This window comes from Treponema ruminis, assembly GCF_014201975.1.
In the GTDB taxonomy this organism is placed as follows: Bacteria; Spirochaetota; Spirochaetia; order Treponematales; family Treponemataceae; genus Treponema_D; species Treponema_D ruminis.
On the sequence record NZ_JACHFQ010000009.1, the window covers coordinates 115,675 to 136,252 of the forward strand.

Below are 20,578 nucleotides of genomic sequence, written 5' to 3' on the forward strand. Positions count from 1 at the left end.
TTCGAATGATACAAAAAAAACAGACGTGAAGCCGTTTTCACGACTGGACGCCTGTTTTTTGATACAGTCAGTAATTCCTAAAATCTGGAATTTATTTCTTCTGGGCTATTTCTATCGCACCGGACTCAATGCCGTAGCCGACGATCGGGTTCGCGGTGTTGTTGCCGTAAATCAGCGATGGGTTGCCAACGTCCATGGTGTTAGAGTATGTTGTTACCCCATTTGCAGCAGCTTCTGTAACTTCACCAAATGAATTATAGGCAGAAGAAGTATATGTAAACCATTTGTCGCTTGATTTCCAGTAAGTATTTGATGTGAATACCTTTGCCATACCGTTTGAATCTCGCCAGAGACCGACGTTGATTGTATCGTCGTTCAAAAGGCGGCTTGATTCCGTTGGAATTACTGAAACTTCCCAGTCACCAGTGAACATATCCTTGTTATCCGCACCGTTTGGCAAAGTTTTAAGTTCTGGATCAAAGTTCGTACGATAAGCAATCTTTGCGTTGTAGGTGTAAACGCCGCCAATCATCTGATATGTGATATACGGAACCTGATTTCCATCTGCATCTTTTGCGACATCAATCGTACATTTTGTACCAACAGCACCGTTCGCATCAACTGTAGCAATCTGTGGTTTTGCTGTAACACCGCTCAAATATGCGTACTTCAAGTTACCGCCGTTTGAAGTGTAGTAAGCAAGATGGATTCCGCCGTCACTGTCTACAGCCGACTTAACATGCAAGCCGCCATCTGTATCGACAGTTTTGTAAGTCCAAGAATTGCTTGTGGTCGGTGAGCTGTTGTAGGCCATCATGAGTTTGGAACCGTCATACCAGAATACACAGGCAGTAGGAGTTGCAGTGTCCTTTCCAAGAATTGAAAGAGAAACATACTGTCCGGCAGTGTGAGTCATTTTATTGTAAATAGTATTGTGAGTACCACTGTAAGACAATCCGCTAGCGGCGATTACCTGGATTGGGATTCCATCGTGATTTGTGTTGCTGTACTTAACAAAAGAATCAGCAGCAGCCGGTCGGCAAGAACCATCACTTTTTCCTGATTGAGCATAACCTGTATATTTTTCATCAACAGCATCATTCAATCCATAGGCATTATCCGGCCTTGTTGTTTCAAAACTTTCAGAATTATTCTTTTTTCCATCAATTGAATCAGAGTTTGCCCCAACCGTACCCCAACGGAATCGTACTTGTTTTGCAACAGCATCATAATATGCAATATATACATAAGTAAGATTACCAGTAATAGATGAGTCCATGCTGATTGACTGAATTCTGTTGATATTACACTGCCAGTTAGGTGAAGTAGCTGTACCAACATTCATCGTTGAAGAATCAAGACGGCTCGCATTTGCTTCATTAGCATAGTTCATATTCTGATTGTACCAATGGAACGGCATTGGAGTTTCTTTGCTGAAGAACTGGAAGAATGCAGAAGAACTTGCGTTCTGTGTATCAGTACACATTGCTGCACCATAAGAGAATCCATTGGAATCGAATGTGAATGAATTATGACTGAATCCACCGTAATTCTCAGCAAATGGAATATGCGAAGCATATTGTCCGTTTATAGTTTTATTATTAGCCCCTTTTTTATCACCATCGCTTGTGTCAGCATTGTATCCCGGCATACTGAAATACAATACCGAGTTCGCATAGCTGAATCCTGGAGTTCCGTCTGTTGGGCGAATCTTCATCGTTACTCGCTCTGCTCCGCCGTTCACTGGCTTGGCCGCATTCTTGAACTGCCATACGTCAAGCTCAAGGTCGTCGGTCAGGGTATTGTTGTTCACGCCGTTTGGCTGGCGGTTGTAACAGTGAGCATAATTGTCATCAGTGTAAGAACTTCCCTCTTTGTCGCTTGTATAAGAGCCGCATGCATTGTTTGAGTTGATGTTATTCATCGCAGGAATTCCGTTCACACTGACACTGATAACACCCGATGTTGCACCTGTTGCACCTGCACTTGTTGCAGTAAGAGTAACTTTGTTTGAGGCAGAAAGAGTCGTTCCATCTTCAGCCATTCCCGGAATCACGACTTTTGCCTTGCCGCTTCCCAGATTATAGCCTTTAAACTCAATTTCCTCGCCTTCATAACACGGATAATGTCCTTTTGCTGTACGAGCATAAACACTATGGGCTGTTCCATAGAAACTGCTCAAATGCGTTACAATCTCCGTTACATAAGGCACAACGTCCATCTGATAGCAGTTTGTGTTTGTTGTACTTGTTGTCTGAGCCTTTGTCACACTAGTCGAAGTACCACCTGTAAATGCATCACTTCCGCCAGTGACACTAGTATCTGATGTCACGTAGTTATGCTTCCAGTCGCTTGCACCCACTGTTATCCACTGTGCTTTTCCTACCGGGTAGCCGCTTGCGTTAAGGGTTTCCGTGTCGATTACCGCCGTGTACTTAACCGTGTGGCCCTTCTGACTCATATCTTCATCTTTTGCAGTAAATGAAACAAGTCCAGAAGGTAAAGAAGTTTCGTTTACCCATGCACCATTTGTATAAGAAGCAACTTTAGTGTTTGTTCCACCGAAAATACTCATGCTTAATGCTTCAAGCCTTACATCATCATAAACAGTTCCCTCAATCTTGATTACACCAGAAACTTTTGGCAAATCAGGTGTCAAGTTTGAACCAGTCGGCAAAGCACCTTCAAGTTCGATGTGACCTGCAATCACGCCATTCTTTTCTGTTGCAGAGCGGCTTCATAAGTGTTACCGTTCTTTTTGACATAGAGGCTGTTGTCGCTTGAATCGCTCCAGTGGAAAGGCATAATTCTTGGCTGTGGTACGGTCGAATCGCTTGATTTAATCGTTACAGGAATTACGAGCGTAGCCCACTGTCCATTTGCGTGGGCAGAACTGTCCGTGCTGTCAGTATTATCGAAGAAAGTTACCTTTACGTTTTTGACCTGACCGTCACTCTCAGCAGAAATAGAGCTGTCTGAGTTTTCAATCACGATTCCGCCGAAGTCTTTATAGCTTACCCCGCTGCCAGAATCCGTGATTCCGTAAGTAACCGCGTTTTTGTTGTCTCCGTCTGTAATTGGCGTGTTTCCAAAGAGAGAGAGATTTCCAACCTTGTTGATGTAGTAATTTGCATCACTTTCCCCCTTCTTTTCCATAGTCTTATCGCTTGCTTTGGAAGAAGTTCGCGGAATCATTTCCTTCAATTCGCCGCCTGAATATGGGTTCAAATCCGTGCCGTTTGTGAGCGTGTACTTAAGGCTGCCGTTTCCGCCGGTGAATTCAGGAACGATACAAAGTCCGTCAATTACTTTGAATGCCGTGGAATCCAAAGTGACTTTAGACTGGGCCGCACCGCTTCTTGTATTGTATGCCGTATAATAGTTGAATTCTCCGTAGCTTGTGCCGCTCTTCGTTCTGAGCTTATTGCTTGTTGAAACGACTGGAGCATCACCCTCGTCAGCATCAAAGTCGAATTTGCCGTTTCCGTTCAAGTCAGTTCCGATAAAGACCTTTGTAAGCCGCGGACGGTTATTTGCTACAATCGAGGCGATTTTTCCATGCGAAAGATTTCCCGCCTCATCCATTGCTACCACGCGGATATATGTCGTGCCGTCAGGAATATTATTTGAGTCAACATAGGCCGTCCAGTTGTAGAAAGAGCCCTGCTGGGTAAGGATTTCGCACATTCCGTCGCCGTCGTCGCTTTCAATCCGCTCGGTTCCGACATCTTCTTCGTTGTAATCAGTGATTATGTTTTCTGTAACCGTGTGGTCAACGACCTGAGCGTAGATTACTTCGACAGTCTTGAATGAAAGCGAAAGGGCCGGAGAGAATGTGACTTCTGAACCCGAAACATCGCTAATCGTGTGGTAACTTCCTGCGATTTTTACAAGTCCGCCCTTTCTGACGTGGTCATTTGCTTCCGGCAAAGTCAATGTCGTTTCAGAATTTCTCGTGACGCCTGTCAAATAAAGGGCTGCAAGATTATCCTCGTTGACGTAAACTTTTCCGTTTTCAGCAGTTTCCTGCAATTCAGTTCCGCCGTAAGTGCTTTCTGAAACTTTAATCATCGGGTCGTAAACCTTGCCCTTGATGACGTTTTCAAAATAAAAGGCAACCCAAGAAAGACCTGAGCCAGCTTCCTTTACGGTGTCGCCCAGAACGAAATATCCGTCCGAGTTTTCAATTACGCTGTTTTTATCAAGATCCTTTCCGAGAATCTTGTTCTGGCTCTTAACCCGCATATTTGCACCAGTTGTCGCGTCTTCGGTCTCTGCCCCGACATTCGTGTAGAGGGTCGGGGCTGTCGAGTCAATGTTGATTTTGATTGTCTGCTCGCCTGTTCCCACCTCATTTTTTGCCTTGAGGATGGCATAAATCACGCCGGACTCGTTTGTTTTGAGGGGAACATAAAGCTTGTATTTGCTGTTTCCAGCCGTCTCCGCTGAAGCTTCTTCAAGATGATTCTTCGTATTGTCAGATTTTTTCAGGAAGTAATATTCTGAATCAGCTTCACTTCCCGCGAGAGGAATTACCGTTGAAGTCTGAGACTCGAGTTTTTCTGCTGAAATTGTGTCAAAAGCCGAATTGCTCTCAACATCAGCAAGAAGGTACCACTGGCCCTTTCCATTTGTTCCTGTCGTTGTGACATGGCTCACGAACATGCCCGATTTGTATTCGCGCTCAGTCACAATCTGGTCTTCGTTTGCAGAACCAGCCTCAATTCCTTTTCCAAACTGAACGAGCCGAACATTCGAGAACCACGGAGCTGTGTTATCAATCACCACAACATTCGGTTTTGTGTATTTTCGGGTATTCTCATCATTATCAATTGCCCTAACCTGAGCGATAAGATAGCGGGTTTCTTTTGTGTCCGAAGAAGGAATCAAGTCAACTTCCTCTTTTTTCTGGGCAGCTCCCGTGTATTTTTTGATTCCGCTGCTTTTAATGATGCATTTCCAGCTGTTTGTTCCGTCAGCCTTGATGTACCAGTCATTTTGCTTTACGCCGTTCTTTTCGCTTGATGCAACAAGAGAATCGGCCGCAATACCGAAATCAGCAAGTCGGTCTGAAAGGTAAGCGTAATCAGCTTCGTCAATGTCGCCGTCGCCGTCACCGTCAATCTGGAGGCAGACAGTCTTAACGCTTATGTTATCCATTGCGCCGCCGTAGACAGTGACGCTTCCGCTTGTAGTAATTCCGCTTTCAGGGGCGTTGATCCAGGCGCTCGGTTTTCCGCCGTCAGGATTTGCGTAAACGATGAAAGGCTTATCCACATAGCTGTCGCCGGCTTTTTCCCGGTAAGATTTATGAACTTCAACATTGCCCACAGAATCAGTTGTCCTAAAATAGAAAGGAATTGCGTAAATTCCAAGACCCTGGGTGACTTCCTCAACTCCCTCATACAAATCCGGGTGAGCCGCATAATAAAGCAGGCTGGACTGGGATTCCGGAGAACCAGAGTCATATTCAATTTCCCAGGTCGCCGTGCTGCTTCCGATTGTCGTCCAGTTGTCCGAAGTTTCTGTGTAAGCCGCTGACTGACCTTTTAACGGAACAGCATATTCCAGTTTTTTGATTGCCGAGAAGTCATCAAAAGCAGTTCCCTTGATTGTGGTTGCCGCAATTACCGCATCAGAAATTGTCGCCGTTGGAGAAATAATCTTGATTGTCGGAGCATTGTTGTCGTAAGTTACGCCGATTGTGCCCTGAGCCGTAAATCCTGATTTGTCCGTTACCGTAACCTTGAGGGTTTTCGCGCCGGAAAGGGCAAGTGAGGATTTAGAAAGGTCGATTGGATCGAAAAGGAATGTGTAGAAAGTCGTGCTGTAAGAGCTTCCTGAAGCCAGACTTTTACTTCCGCTTTCAGAAGTTGCAGAAAGAAGACTTACGGCTACATTCTTTCCGTCAATCGTAAGGGCAGGAATTGAGAGTCTGTCGATAAGATTTTCTGTGGCAGGCGAAGATTTTTCTGCCAGCCCGATTGCCTCAGAAACCACCAGTTTGACATACAAATCTTTGTCGGTCGGGCCATAAGTTTCAGTTACGGCACTCCAGCCTTCACTTGAAGCCGCCTCGAGAGACTTGTGAGCGATTTCCAGGCTTTCGATTTCCGGCGGGTTCAAGTCCGCACTGAAAGAAATGCCCGCGTTTTCTGATTTTTTTTCATCTTTTTCGTTAACGCCATTGTAAACATACATCTGACTGAGGGAATGAGCCGCCTTTGACCAGAAATGGCCTCCCTCAGCATCAATTGCGTACAAATAGTAGCTGAAATTTCCTTCTGCCCCGGAATCAATTTCCCAGCTGCCGGATTTTATCTGAGCCTGAGTCCAGCCATTTAAGGTCACCGTATTTCCAGAAACGGCCGGAAGCTTTGCAGGATCAAAATCAGACTGCATTATATAGAAGAGATTTAATCCGTCCTGACCGTCATCATCCTCGATTGTTCCGTAAGCCTTTGACGTGCTCTTTAGGGCACTTCCGCTCACATCGCAGTTTCCAAGCTTGATAAGAGGCCGGTCCGTGTTTTTGTCCACTGTGTATTTAAAATAATTCTGGACCGTGCCGGCTGCTTCATCAGAAGAAGCAGAATAGCTGTAAGTTTTCTTGCCGCTTTCATCTTCTGTGTAAATGCTGCAGTTTCCGGCGACATCATAGACCACAGGAATGATGTAAACGTCTTTTGTCTCTTTGTTTGAGGCGATTTCAGACTCCGTGAAAACATCATATGAATTGAAGCCGCTGAAAGTCCAGCTGAAAATCTTGTTGACGTCCGTAATTGCAGAGCCAATCTGAGTGAGTGAGGAAAGACTTGTCGCCTGCTCTTCTGAACCTGACTGGGGCTGACTTGTCGTGTAATAAAGCTCAAGCCTGCTCGGAGGAGCTGCCTCGTACTCAGTCGTTCCCTTTACGGAAATTTTTCCGTTGATTGGGGCCGCCTCGCTTCCACTGTAAGCCGGAGAAACCATTGAAACGACAGGAGCGTCCTTATCAACCATCAGCGTGAAAATCTGGCTTGAAGACTTGTTTCCGGCCAGGTCCCTTACGGTCGCGCTGACATTGTAATTGCTGTTGCCCTTAAGTTTTGAAAGAGAATCCTTTAAGATTGTCGCGCTCCACTTCTTTTTTGAGGCGCTTCCTGCCACCTTTTCAAGATTTGCGGCGACAGTGACTTCAAGAGGATTGTTATTCTCGTCTTTTACGTCTTCAATCGTCAGGACTACAGACTTTACCCCGGAAGAAGAGTCCGAAGCCTCGCCGGTCGCAAGATTTCCGCTTTCATCGAAGCAAACCTTTACGGGAGCAAGACCGTTCGTATAAACCGAACCGCTTGTAGTCGAAATCAGGCTTGGAGCGACTGTATCAACGTTGAGCGAGAAGGCCGCAAGTCCGCTGTTCCAGTCAGAAGAATCAAGTTCTCCTGCAACATCAGAAACTTTTGCAGCTCCGAGTGAATCAATTGCCGCGTTTCCGACATTATCAATAGCCAAAAGAAGAAGGTAATTCTTTTCAGAATCGAAGCCAGGAATCTCTGCCATGTAAGATGACTCGATTTCCTTAAAGGCCTGCTCGCTCGTCTCTCCGTTTTCATCAAGGGCCTTGCTGTATGCGACCCGCTTAGTCACATTTTCTTTGAGAGGGGCAAAATTTCCGTTATTGTCAGTTAGATAATTTTTTGCGAATTCTCCGGCTTTTTCAGCGATCTCATTTTTCAAGTCTTCTGCGTTGCTTGCAGTCGAAGTGAAAATCTTGTAGTAAATCGTTTTGACTCCTGAACCGGCTTCTTCCCAGTAGCCGCGGATTGTAATTGTTGAAGCCGTTCCCCAGGTGCCGGTCTGATACTTTCCGCCGACATCCCTGTCCAGATTTGCATCCAAAGAAGTGATTTCCGACTTCCATGAATGGAGTTCAGAAAGTTCATTGTCGAATTTTCCCACGCGGAAATACAAGTCCTTCTTTTTGGCATCGTATTCGTGGCGGGCAGCCGGTTTTTCCTTATCAATCTGAATGTAAATCTCTTCGCTTGTGCTGTTGCCGGCCTTGTCCGTTAGCGTAATTTTTGCCAGAGTGCCGCTTGTAAGGCCAGTCAAATCAAGTCCGTCAAAGCTCCAGTTTGAAAGTTTTTCTTCGTCCCTAATGACAAAAACGTCCTTAACAGTGCCGCCGGTTTCGTTTTCCATCTTTGCGCCGGCAAGCTCAAGCCTAGCTTCCCTGAGTCCAAGATTGTCAGTCGCAACGCCGCTGATTGTAAATGGAGCCTGGCTGTGTGTGACGATATTTCCTTCCCCATCGGGTTCAGTCCAGGTCTTATTGCTGCTATTTATATAGAAGTTTCTGTATTTTTTTGCGCTATCCCCGCTTCCAATCGTAATTTTCTCACTTTCGCAGGCAGTAAATCCATCCTTTTTGTCCGAAATCAACGCGCTCTGAATTTTTGGCGCCGTCGGATCATAAGTGATGTTCAAGAGGTCGGCTTTTGTGTAATTTCCGGCCTTGTCAAAGAATACGGCCTTAATCACGCCTGACTTCGTAATTTTTGACTTATCAATATTGATTGTAAATGAGCCGTCCGCGCCCAAATCTATCCGGTTGACTTTTGATTCATCCGCTACAGTCTTTTCCTGCTCCTTGACGCTTATGTTTTCGTAAAGCGAATACCAGGCAGTCTCTTTCATGCCGCTCGTATAATCGCTGACTTTTCCCCAGATGTAAAGGGAATTTTTGTCGTTCACAAAGAAGGTTCCGTCATTTCCGGCCTCAGCAAGCAAGTCTTGAGAAATTCCGGCTTTAATCGCTCCTGAGATTTCCGGTCCCTCAAGATCGACCATGAAAGTATTTCCATCAAGTTCAGAAGAATTTCCGTTCAAATCAGAAGCGGCCACCTTTAAAGTGTATTCAGCCTGCAGGTTTGTAAAAGTTGCTTCCCACTTATACTCGTTTGAGCCTTCTTCCGGCTCCGTAAACTCAACGACACCGATTTTTGTCGCCTTGGTCTCGTCAGACGGAATCAGGCTGACTTTAAATGCCGAAGTCTTGAGGTTTGCATCGGTGACACTTCCCTTCACAATCAGAGTGCCTGTCGAATAACCGCTTTCAGGCTGCTCGGTGATTTTGATTTCGGGGGCAGTTTTGTCAAAGCGGAAAGCCCTTTCTTCACTTGCTTCCTGACCGTAAGAATCAACGGCCCTAATTTTAACAGAATATTCTCCATCGCCAGAAGTTTTTGCCTCTCCCTGCCATTTATAAAGGCCCGAAGAATCCTGAGTCAATTCTGATTCGGCAACTACAAATCCTGCATCCTTGACTTCTAGTCCGTCCTTAAAAATAAGCCCCCTCACCTCAGCCTTTTTGGAAAGACTTCCGCTCACAGAAACTTTTTCCCCCTGGAAACTTCCGCTTGCAGGAGATGAAATTTCAATTTTTGGAGCACCAGAATCAACCGCAATCGGAAAAAGACCAAGCGTTTTTTCGCCAAAAGACTTGTTCAAGTCAGTGCTGAGATAATCGCGGGCCAGGATTTTCACCTGATATTTTGCTACAGTCGAAGGAAGCAGATAGTTGATTGAAGCCGAAGTTTTTCCCGGGAAGAATTTGTAGGGGTTCTTTCCGGCTAAGTCACCGCTTCCGTTTTTGCCATTTACTTTAAGTCCGGCCTCCTCTGAATCAGAATCCAAAAGGGTCTTTCCATTTTCGTCATAAAGCCAGATTTCACATTCGGCGATGCAGTCGTCATCAGAAAAAGAAATCTGCAGGCTGTTATTGCTTGTAACTCCAAAATAATTGTTTTCCAGCGTGACTTTTTCTATTTCAGCAGAAGCGTTTCCGAGGACAATCTTCGGGCGGTCAGTTTCCTGATAAATCACGAATTTTTTACCGTCAGTAAGATTTTTATCAGCTGCAAGATGATATTCAGTCGCGTTTCCGGCAGTATCTTTTGCACAAATAAGGATGTCAAACTGAATCTTTGGGTCGGGATTTTCTTCGGTCGCAAAGATTTCCGTGATTTTTCCCGTGTCAAATTCCCTGTCGATTGAGCCGCCCTTTCCAAGCGAGCCCGTATATTTTGAATCAAGTTCCCGAAGTTTTTCAAGGATTGAATCGCTTTCAGAAGACAAAGTTTTTGTCAAATCAGTGCTTGCAAGAATGTCATAAGTAACCTGGTCAGGATTCCCTTCCTCGACGCTGCCCTTAATCCTGACAAGTTCATTGAGGTAATCATAATTCTGGCCGTCAAAATCAGAAATACGGGGCTCAGCAGAAGAAATCGTGACTTTTGGAGCAACCGTATCGATATGAATGCTGCGGGTAGACTCGCCCTCATGCCCCGAAGAAGATTTTCCGGAAACCGTAAGGCTTGCAAGCCATAAAATGCCGGAAGGAGACTTTTCCTCATAGAGCCGGCTGAGTTCCGGGATTTTCGTAAGGTCAAGAGACCATGAATCAGTAGCGTTGTCAAAAGTCAGGGCACCAAAGTCAGAAAGAGACCAGATTTTTTGGTCATCGATAAGCCTGCATGAAATTTTATCAGAGAAATGGCCAACAGACTCGCCAGTAGATTCATCAGTGATGGAAAGGGTGGCGGTCAGTTCAGTGAGGTAAAGCATTGAAGATGTGAATGTCGCACTTCCCTTAAAGGCCGGAGCAGAAAAATCTTTGAAAACCGCAAAATTTTTGGGCGAATCAAAAGTGATTGTCGGAGGAACACCAGCCGTATTGCCCACAAAACCATAAACCGTGTTCTGGGCAAATTCAACGTCCTCAATATCACAGCCGGTAACGCCAAGAATATAATATTTTGAAAGACTGATACCGTCCGGCAGAGTAACGCTGAAAGTCTTTGTCGCAACCGAGCTTCCCTTTGAATTGTTGAGCGAGTAGTCGTAAATAAGAAGCCAGTCATTTTCCTTTTCCTCAGTTTTTACCAGTGTAGCCGGAGAATCTTCGCTTTTGTGAATGGCATCCTGGAAGACCGAATCCGACTTTTCAAGAGCCTCAACTTTTTTTTCAAGATTTCGGAGATCGCCTTTGATTTTTTCCGAGTCACCGGGATTTTCATCAAAGGCCTTCATCCAGACCCGGACCTTTTCAGGCGCAATATTTGTTCCGTCAAGGCCTGCAGAAATCGTTACGGAGACAGTATTTCCCGAAGAAGCAGACTGAATTGAATCATCAGCATTGAAGAAAGAAAAACCGTTTACATTGTAAGTTGGATTTGCCTCAGGATTGAGGGAGAAGCTGAGTTTGTTAGCCATTGAATCAGAATCTGCAGGAGCAGAAGTGTCAATCGCCTTTTCATTGAGGATTTCCAGAGCCTGAGACTCGACGGCCCCCTTCTCCACACCGGCAAGAATGTCCTTGAGGTTAGCCGCACTAAAGCCGCCGTTTTTGCTGTTAATGCCCTTTTTTGCGCTCATGACTGACGTGTAAATATCATCATAAAGGTAGATTTTTGAAGTAGAATTTCCCAGGGCATCTGATTTTAATTTTTCCGCCGACCTGGAACTTGCTGCAGGAGGATTTTTATAAACCTTTGCAGAATCAGTAAGGGTAATCTGAGCATAATAAAATTCAGTTCCAGAATCAGAAGGATGAAGCTGAGAGTAACGGCTGTTCAAGACATTACCGGCCTGAGCAATCTGAACGCTTGTTCCGCCCGCAGTCGCAATTTCTTCCTCACGGTAAAAGTCGATATTCTCACCTTCATAAGACTCGAAAGAAATAAGCTCGCCGTTTGAATTGAAGATTTTGACATCCATGAAGGAAATCGCGTGATTGTCAGAAATCGTGCCGTCAATTGTAAAGATGGAACCGTAAGCCGAAGGAGAAAGACCGCTTTTCTTTACAACGCCAGGATTTGAAATGATGAAGACAGGAGCCGTGTTGTCGATTTCAAAAGAGCGCGAACTTTTACCGGAATTGTTGCCCGCATGGTCGTAGGCCGTGACATAAACTTCGTACTTGCCGTCAGGATATTGCCAGCCGTTAAAATAATCAGAAGCCAGGTCGTCATGCCGGTTGAGCTCAATCGACCAGCTTTTGGAATCTTCAGAGACGGTGGCAGTATAATCGTCGCTGATTCCGTCCATCTCAAGATTTCGAATTGAAACCAGGACTTTATCAATCGATTTATCATCGGAAACGTTTCCAAATAAGACAAAAGAATCACGAATTGCAGCTCCAGAAGGAGGATAATCGATGGAAAGAGTCGGAGACTTAGTGTCAATCGCACCGCCCAGACCAGAATCTTCGCCGCAGGAAAGAAAAGCAAAAAGCAGAAGAGCAAGGCAACCAAAAGAAAAATTTTTAAACCAGAACTTTCTGTAATTCATAGACTACCCCATGACTTTTTTTATTTGATTTTAAATTATAAGGTCGCTTTTTAAAAAAGAGTTATAACAAAAAACACCTCTACTATGACAAAAGTCCGAAATCTCCAAAAAAGCAGGGAAAATTTTTTGTAATTTTCTGACTTTTTTCGTTTCTCATTGCCGAAAACATCGACATCCATGTCGTGACAAGAATTTTGCAAGCAAAATTCTTGCGGGCCTCACTTGCTCTTTTGCCACATCCGTGTGGCAGTTTTTTTTGGAATTTTCTGACTTTTTGCCTTTTGCATTGCCGAAAATCGATTTTTTTTGGCAATTAATATGTGTAGAAAGAAAACGGCTGAGATGCCGTGAAAAACTACGCAGATTATTCAAAGGAGTTCATATGAAAAAGAAAACAAAGGCAATCAAGAAGTATCGAATGAGGGTAAAGGATAAGACGGCAAAAACAGTAAACTTGCTTGGCATTGACGCAACGAAAAGGACATTTCGTGACACTCTCTTCCGCTCGATTTACAGTGGCAAGAACGACCGGAGTAAGCGCTGGCTTCTCTCGCTTTACAACGCCCTTAGCGACAAGAATTACACCGACATTTCAGCGCTCGAAATCACCACGATTGATGACGTCATCTACGTCACCATGAAGAATGATCTGTCGTTTTTAATTAATTCGGAAATGCACCTCTTCGAGCAGCAGTCTACGGTCAATCCAAACATGCCGCTCAGAGGCCTGATTTACTTCTCCCAGCTTTACCAGAAGGAAGTCGCCAAACGGAATCTGGATATCTTCGGTCGGGCAAGAATCAAGATTCCTTCCCCTAAGTTTGTTGTCTTCTACAACGGAAAGCAGGAACAGGATGACATCGTAAAGTACAGGCTTTCTGATTTGTTTGAAGTTAAGGATGAGAGCGGTGAGTTCGAGTGGACGGCAACCGTAATCAACATCAATAAAAATCACAACGAAAGTCTTCAAAAAAAGTGCGAGTCGTTGTATCATTACTGTGTCTTCGTTGACCGCGTAAAGGCGAATCTGGACAAAAGAATGGAGCCGGAAGACGCAATCAACGAGGCCGTGGACTTTGCCATCAAGGGCAATTTTCTAGAGGGCTATTTCAAGGAGCAGCGGATGAACATTGTCGGAAACCTTCTCACAGAATTCAATCAGGAAGACTATGACCGCAACCGCCGTGCCGAAGGATTTGAAGACGGCGTCGAGTATGGCAAAGAGCTTGGTCGAAGTGAAGGTGAACGACAGGCTGCAATTTCCAATGCGAAGAATATGCTGAGAGATGATGTTCCTTCAGAACAAGTAGCTAAATGGACTTCCCTCACACTGGAGCAGGTGCTAGCCCTTAAGGAAGAACTGGACTAGCACTCGTAAAAGAATGTATTACCCTTCAGCGTGCTGATTTTTCTGCACGCTGTTTTTTTATCAGTCATACCGGGCAAAGAGATAGAGTGAAGTGTAGCCAGTGTAGTCGTTGGGCTTTTGGTAAGTGTAAGTTGAATCAACAACAACCGATGTACCGCCAATTGCTGTATCAATTAAGTCTGTGCCTTTTGATGAACCAGTTTTCCAACGTTGCCAGCGACTGCCGCTCGGAGCCATGGCATCAGTACCTGTATAAAGATAAAGCAAAGCGGGAGAAGATTCCGTTGCAGATGCAAGATCTGATATAGGACAAAAGAACGAATAGGTTCCGTAAACACCATATTCAACAATAGACTTTTCCACGGTTTTTAATGCGTTGTCTTTGTAATATTCCAAAGTTCCGCCATTAAAATGATAGACAACTTTGTATAGATTTATCATATTACATGGATTTTGTGCTGTTGAGAAAGCTTTGCCAGAATAAACTGCTGTGTTATTTCCATACCCGGTATCATAGACTTCAATGTTGAAATCTGAATCAATAGTGGCATAACAGGCAGAAGAAATACCAGCAGCATTGACAGCTTCGATTTTTGCGATATAGCAGACATCGAAAGGCACATACAGAATCAATGAACTACTATTTTTGTCAAGTGAGCCTGAATAATAGTTCTCTGCATAAATACAATTCTTGTCATATACATTTGTGACGGACTTATTCCCTAAATATCCACTCGTAAGATTTGCCCAAGTGGAATCTGTCATTGTAGCAGGAACTTCTGGCATAGGGAACATTTTTGATACATCTACAAGAGTTATCTGGAAATTGCTTTCATTGTTTGAATTATCCTGCCATGAAAGCAAAAGAGCATATTCATTTTCATAGGCTAAATCTGCGGCTTCTGTAGACGCAACTCCGTCATAAAGAGTGTGCGTATCGTAATAAATTCTTTCATCAATACAATAAGCCGCTTTAAAATTTGTCGGAGGAGCGGGAGCATATTCAATCACATTCGGTATTGCAACAGTTGCAGTTATCGTTCTGTTTGGTGCGACAATCACAGTGTCACTATAATTGTAAGTTTTGCTTTCACCAGCTTTTTTCATAGAGACCATAAGATTGTAAGTCCCAGCAATTGCAGAATAAGTGTCAAGAGAGACAGGTGAAGAATTGTTCAAACCTGCCAGCGTCATAGCTGAAGGAAAACTAGATACAACTTCGCCTGTATCCACTTCAAAAAGTCCTACGGTTACATTGTAATTGGCGTTCAAGTCAGCAATCTCGGAATTCGACCAGGTATCGTCAAGAACAAAAGAAAAATCCATATTTCCATAAAAATTCAGACCTGTTGTGGAAAGATGGAATAAAACAGTGGTGGAATATGATAAGTCTGCACCTGTATAAGCAACCAAAATAGCCTTTTTAAGAATTTTACTGCTGTCGGAAAGGTCTTCTGGAACACCTTCCGTAGCAACAAGGGTAAAATAATATGTTGAAATCGGGAAATCAAGCGGAATTGTGCCCGATGTAGCTGTCGTTGATTCAAAAGTAACTTCTTTTGGCGAAACAGTTGATTTTGAAGATTTTCCCCAAATGTAGTAATGATATGTTGGATTTGTCAAATCGATTTCAGGAGCTACAATTGTGCGTGCAGGATTTCTATCACCTTTTATAATAACTCGTTCTGACAAATCAATATTTACATACATGAAATCCGCATTTTTTACAAAAACATAAGCATCTTCACTGACAGTATCACACCCCACTAAAAAAATAAGGAGCAGAGGCAAAACGAGAAAAATTGTTCTTTTGCAAAATAAAGTGATACCAAACGTAAATTTCATTTTTCTATTAAATAAAATAGGGCTGTCCAATAAGTCAAAAATTGTCATTTTCAGGCTTAACCCGAAAATCTATGTACTTGCAATACTGTAGATTACCGTGTTGCAAACGGCAATCTACCTGTACTTTTTTTGGACAGCCCCTAATTAATTAGCTTTCAACCGTCATTACAATTGGATAACTGTAAGTGTGCCCATTGAACGTACCAACAACTTCGACATTATATTTACCCTCTGAAATTGGCGTAATATCGAATGAAACTGTTCGTGTAGTTGTTGAAGCTTCAAAATCTTTTGACACAACAACTTCACCAGAGCCAGAACGCTTAATGAAAACCTTTAAAGAAGTATATGCCACATTAGCACTCTTCTTATTTGCAGCAGCTTTGTCATAGAAATAATTAAGTGTGACAGTTCCTGCATTCGCAGCCATTGTGTAAGCATGATAACTTGTCTTTGTAACTTTATCATCTACTTCAGTAAAATAAACTTCACCATCAACAAAAACATACTTTGAGTCATCATATCGTTCAACATCAGCAGCCGCAACAGCATAACTTGCAAACAAATCGAGGTTTGCACACCCCTTGTATTTGTTCGGATCGTAATACGTAACTTTTTCAGTAGTATCTGTGACTGGATTGGATGTATTCTCGTCATTAGCATACAATGTGCCATCTACTTGTCCTGTTCTCCAAGAAGTCCATCGATTTCCATTTTTAATAAGACTTGGATATGTAGGAGTAGAAGCAGCATAATTCTTGAAAGGAGCATGGATTCCAACACCCGTTGCTGCATCCTGAGTAAGATATGCGACAACATCATCGGTCAATCCTGTTATAGTTGAGTCAAGTGCAAGAGTTCCTCCATACAGATGATATGTAAGTCTGTAGAGGTTTGCACAATTACTTACTGTTGTATTTTTTTTGTAACCGGTCTTGCTTGTATCTGTCAAATCTACATCAGCAAGATAGAACGGTTTTGGTGTATAAGAAGTTCCTGTGTCATAGGCTGCATCAGTACTAGTATAGGCAGCGGCCAAATCATAAGTAGCGTAAGCATAGTTTGCAGTTTCATCGGTAACAGCATCATTTATACCTGCGATTCGCATGATGTATCGGTGACCAAGCGACAACTTAAGGACAATACTTGTATTATTTTTAAGCAAAGAACCTGAAACCCAGCCTTCATCCACTTTTCCATAGAATTCATCACCGTATTTTGTCTGATTTGTTGTAGCAAGACCATTTATAGCCGTAGTCCATCCATCTTTATCAGTAATAGCAGCTATTGCTGTTGTGGCATTTGTGCTTGTAGTCGGAATATCCCAAACATCAACCAGATAATACTTTTCATTCTTTGGTGTATCAGCCCATGTAAGGACAGCATTATATTCACCATCGTTTACTGAATCAGGCTCAATGTAACCAACCTTGAAAGATGCCGGTTTTTCTGGAGCTTTTTCAATTACATCAGGAACTAAGACAGTCGCTGTAAAATTATTATTAGCAAGGATAATAATTGTATCACTGTATTCATATACTTTATTGGTTGTTCCATTTTCGAATTTTACAACAAAGTTATAAGTTCCTGCCTGAACAGTTCCAGAGTAGGCACCGCCAGAAGTACCAAAAAAGTCATTTGCCGCTATAGTAATAGGATTCGTTGTACCAACCAAAGAATCATCTGAACGGTCATAAATACCCGCAGTTATAGTATAAGTACCATATGTTCCATTTTTTACTGCATCAACATCGTCTTGCGCCCAAGAACCTGTGCCTGGTGTTGTGGCATTTGCATCATAACCATCAAACTTAACTGTAATGGTCGGAACACTTTCTCCTGTAAGTCCATCAGACGAAATGACAAATTTGATGCTTGATGTAGTTCGAGTATCTACATTTGCATATCCAACATAAGTGGCTTTTCCTTTAATACCACTTGCCGTGGTTTCGGTTGTAGTACCTTTTATAGCAGCAAGCACAAGTTTATATTTAGCAGCGCCAAGGTCAAGTGCAACAGTTCCTTTAGAGCCAGTTGTATCAGTACTGTCGGCTGTAAAAGTAACTTTATTAGGAGAGATAGTTGCCCCTGTAACTTCATTCGTTCCCCAAAGATAGAATTCCCAACCAGCTCCAAGTGCAGCAATGCCAGTGTCATAAATAGTTCGTGCACTTCTATCAGAAGACTCTGTGATGCAAAGCGAAGAAAGGTTAAGCGATTCTCCGTTTGCACCAACGAACGATACGGTATAGTCTTTTTTGTTGTTTGTGGTGTCGTTAACGCCTTCACTCACAGAGCCGCCAATTCCTGAACAACTCGCGAAAAGCAAAAATGAAACCGAGGCCACAAATGCCAAAAGTTTTGAAAGCTTTTTCATATTTTCCTCCTATGGATAAAAGTTCCAAAAATTAATTTACTTGTAAAAAACTCAACTCTGTTTCTGCGGTCGCTTATGCTTCCTCAGAATTACAAATTTTTTCTGCTCACTCCCTCCTTTTCCACTTTATGAGATATTTTTTGTGTAATTCAAAACACTTATCGTGACAAACCATACGCATTCTCCTCATCAGTCCACCTCGATGTGGAATTCCACGGTGAAAATTTGAGCGAGATCGGTATAAGTTTTGCCATCTTTCCCGATAACGCTTAAAGTCAAATAATATGTATGTCCGATTTGCAAACCGGAATCCTGAATATACACGACATATTCTTTTGTCTTGCGTTCTGTTGTAGAAACTCCGTCAAAAAACATTACTTCAACAACATCATCCCCATGCTTTATGCTAGGATCAGTTAAAACCCAAGAAAAAGACTTGCAACTTTCTGGTGCCGCAAGATTCAAGGTGCCCACATCGTAGACTGTGTAAGAATCAAACAGCAAATTTCTTTGACTAAACCCTTCATCTCCCGGCTCAAGTACCTCCTCAGCCTTGTTTTCACCAGTAAGCGTGACATAGCCTTTATTAAATCCCCCATTGTAATCATCCAGCATGTCTTCCACCGAGTTGTTGCAGGCTGACAACAACACAAGAACGAGAATGCTGAGACTGAGAACAAAAGCAGATGCCTTCTTCATATTTTCGCAGGCATGACGATAAGACGGCTTATCGTCATGCCATTCGATCCCCTTTTTTTAACTTTGCCTTCGGATTTTTACTTTTTGAACAATATAATAGAAAGAACCGTTCAACCGATGGCAAATCAACCCCTTCAAAGATTAAGAATTAGCATAAACACAATGAGAAGCTGTCAGATTGAGCAATCACGCCCGATATGACGACATCCCCAGCTATTGTTCAGCCGTTCCAACCCCGTCCCACCCGGTTAAAACGCATATGACATATATATCTAAGATAACGCATTTTCAGAAAATTTCAATAAAAATGACGTTTTTTCTTAGAGAAATAAAGGAACTCCAAGCCCATAAAGAGATTTTAGAGTTATCCACTTTTTATTATCGGCACATTTTCAAGAGAACTTTAATTTAAAAACAAGTTTATCTTAATTTTATTTTCTGAATATATTCACACAGTTTTTATTCAATTTTCATAAATAACCGACATTTTCATAAAGTTTTTGGAATTTTCTGACTTTCTTTCATTTGCATTGCCGAAAACATCGACATCCATGTCGTGACAAGAATTTTGCAAGCAAAATTCTTGCGGGCCTTATTTGCTTTTTGCCCCCCCTACGAGCACAGCTCTCCGGGAGACTCGCTAAAAACTTGTCTCACAAGTTTTTACACGGTATACCGTGCCGCTCCCTATCCATGTGGCAGTTTTTTTTGGAATTTTCTGACTTTTTGCCTTTTGCATTGCCGAAAACGCAAAAATTTTGGCAATTAATATGTGTAAGAAAAAAGAGCTTACACATATTAATACAAAAGGAGTTCGCATGAAAAAGAAAACAAAGGCAATCAAGAAAAATCGAACGAGAGTAAAGGATAAGACGGCAAAAACAGTAAACTTGCCGGGCATTGACGCAACGAAAAGAACATTTCGTGACACTCTCTTCCGCTCGATTTACAGTGGCAAGGATGATCGGAGTAAGCGCTGGCTCCTGTCATTGTATAACGCGCTTAGTGACAAAAACTACACCGATATTTCCGCGCTCGAAATCACCACGATTGATGACGTCATCTACGTCACCATGAAGAATGACTTATCCTTCCTGATAAACTCGGAGATGCACCTCTTCGAGCAGCAGTCCACGGTCAATCCCAACATGCCGCTCAGGGGACTGATTTACTTCTCCCAGCTTTACCAGAAGGAAGTCGCCAAACGGAATCTGGATATCTTCGGCCGGGCGCGGATCAAAATTCCTTCCCCAAAGTTTGTGGTCTTTTACAACGGCGCTCAGGAACAGGATGACATCGTAAAGTACAGGCTTTCCGATTTGTTTGAAGTTAAGGATGAGAGCAGAGAGTTCGAGTGGACGGCAACTGTAATCAACATCAACAAAAATCACAACGAAAGTCTTCAAAAAAAATGCGAGTCGTTGTATCATTATTGTGTCTTTGTTGACCGGGTAAAGGCGAACCTCGACAAGAGAATGGAGCCGGAAGACGCAATCAACGAGGCCGTGGACTTTGCCATTAAAGGCAATTTTCTAGAGGGCTATTTCAAGGAGCAGCGGATGAACATTGTCGGAAACCTTCTCACAGAATTCAATCAGGAAGACTATGACCGTAACCGCCGTGCCGAAGGCTTTGAAGACGGCAGAGCGCTTGGACGTAGTGAAGGTGAACGACAGAAAGCTGTGGAAGATGCAATTATTCTTATCCGCGACTTTAATGCCGAGCCAGAGCTTGCCGCTGAAAAAATGAATGCGCCGCTTAATTTGGTGCTTGAAAAACTAAAGGTCAGGATATAGGGCCGTGGACTTTGCCATCAAGGGTAATTTTCTAGAGGGATATTTCAAGGAGCAGCGGATGAACATTGTCGGAAACCTTCTCACAGAATTCAATCAGGAAGACTATGACCGTAACCGCCGTGCCGAAGGCTACGAGGATGGCTATGACGACGGCGTAGT

The 20,578-nt window shown here is 43.2% G+C and carries 7 protein-coding genes; 2 read left to right on the plus strand and 5 right to left on the minus strand.

What is annotated here, in order from left to right:
• Positions 1-91: 91 nt before the first annotated feature.
• Complete coding sequence (locus HNP76_RS13305; RefSeq protein ID WP_184661357.1) at positions 92-2,710, minus strand: hypothetical protein; 2,619 nt, start codon at positions 2,708-2,710, stop codon at positions 92-94.
• Entirely contained in the window at positions 2,707-12,333 is a 9,627-nt protein-coding gene (locus HNP76_RS13310) for a hypothetical protein (protein WP_184661359.1), read from the minus strand. The genes HNP76_RS13305 and HNP76_RS13310 overlap by 4 nt, the downstream gene beginning before the upstream one ends.
• 382 nt (positions 12,334-12,715) lie before the next feature.
• Between HNP76_RS13310 and HNP76_RS13315 the strand changes: the two genes are divergently transcribed.
• On the plus strand, positions 12,716-13,702 hold the full coding sequence (locus tag HNP76_RS13315; protein ID WP_184661361.1) for an RpnC/YadD family protein: 987 nt from the start codon (positions 12,716-12,718) through the stop codon (positions 13,700-13,702).
• A 60-nt stretch (positions 13,703-13,762) separates the two neighbouring features.
• On the opposite strand, the gene HNP76_RS13320 is transcribed toward HNP76_RS13315, so the two are convergent.
• From HNP76_RS13320 to HNP76_RS13330, 3 genes are all read right to left on the minus strand, one after another.
• Entirely contained in the window at positions 13,763-15,412 is a 1,650-nt protein-coding gene (locus tag HNP76_RS13320; RefSeq protein ID WP_184661363.1) for a hypothetical protein, read from the minus strand.
• Positions 15,413-15,695: 283 nt separating this feature from the next.
• Positions 15,696-17,924 carry a hypothetical protein gene (locus HNP76_RS13325; protein ID WP_184661365.1) on the minus strand — a complete coding sequence of 743 codons (2,229 nt, stop codon included), beginning with the start codon at positions 17,922-17,924 and terminating at the stop codon, positions 15,696-15,698.
• Between the two features lie 189 nt (positions 17,925-18,113).
• Entirely contained in the window at positions 18,114-18,623 is a 510-nt protein-coding gene (locus HNP76_RS13330; protein ID WP_184661366.1) for a hypothetical protein, read from the minus strand.
• 818 nt (positions 18,624-19,441) lie between these two features.
• On the opposite strand from HNP76_RS13330, the gene HNP76_RS13335 reads away from it, so the two are divergent.
• Entirely contained in the window at positions 19,442-20,419 is a 978-nt protein-coding gene (locus tag HNP76_RS13335) for a hypothetical protein (RefSeq protein ID WP_184661368.1), read from the plus strand.
• Positions 20,420-20,578 lie beyond the last annotated feature (159 nt).

What these genes read in the sequence shown, in the direction of transcription:
- HNP76_RS13310 (WP_184661359.1), bottom strand. Translation starts at nt 12,333, where the DNA reads ATGAATTACAGAAAGTTCTGGTTTAAAAATTTTTCTTTTGGTTGCCTT.
- HNP76_RS13315 (WP_184661361.1), top strand. Translation starts at nt 12,716, where the DNA reads ATGAAAAAGAAAACAAAGGCAATCAAGAAGTATCGAATGAGGGTAAAG.
- HNP76_RS13320 (WP_184661363.1), bottom strand. Translation starts at nt 15,412, where the DNA reads ATGTATGTAAATATTGATTTGTCAGAACGAGTTATTATAAAAGGTGAT.
- HNP76_RS13325 (WP_184661365.1), bottom strand. Translation starts at nt 17,924, where the DNA reads ATGAAAAAGCTTTCAAAACTTTTGGCATTTGTGGCCTCGGTTTCATTT.
- HNP76_RS13330 (WP_184661366.1), bottom strand. Translation starts at nt 18,623, where the DNA reads ATGAAGAAGGCATCTGCTTTTGTTCTCAGTCTCAGCATTCTCGTTCTT.
- HNP76_RS13335 (WP_184661368.1), top strand. Translation starts at nt 19,442, where the DNA reads ATGAAAAAGAAAACAAAGGCAATCAAGAAAAATCGAACGAGAGTAAAG.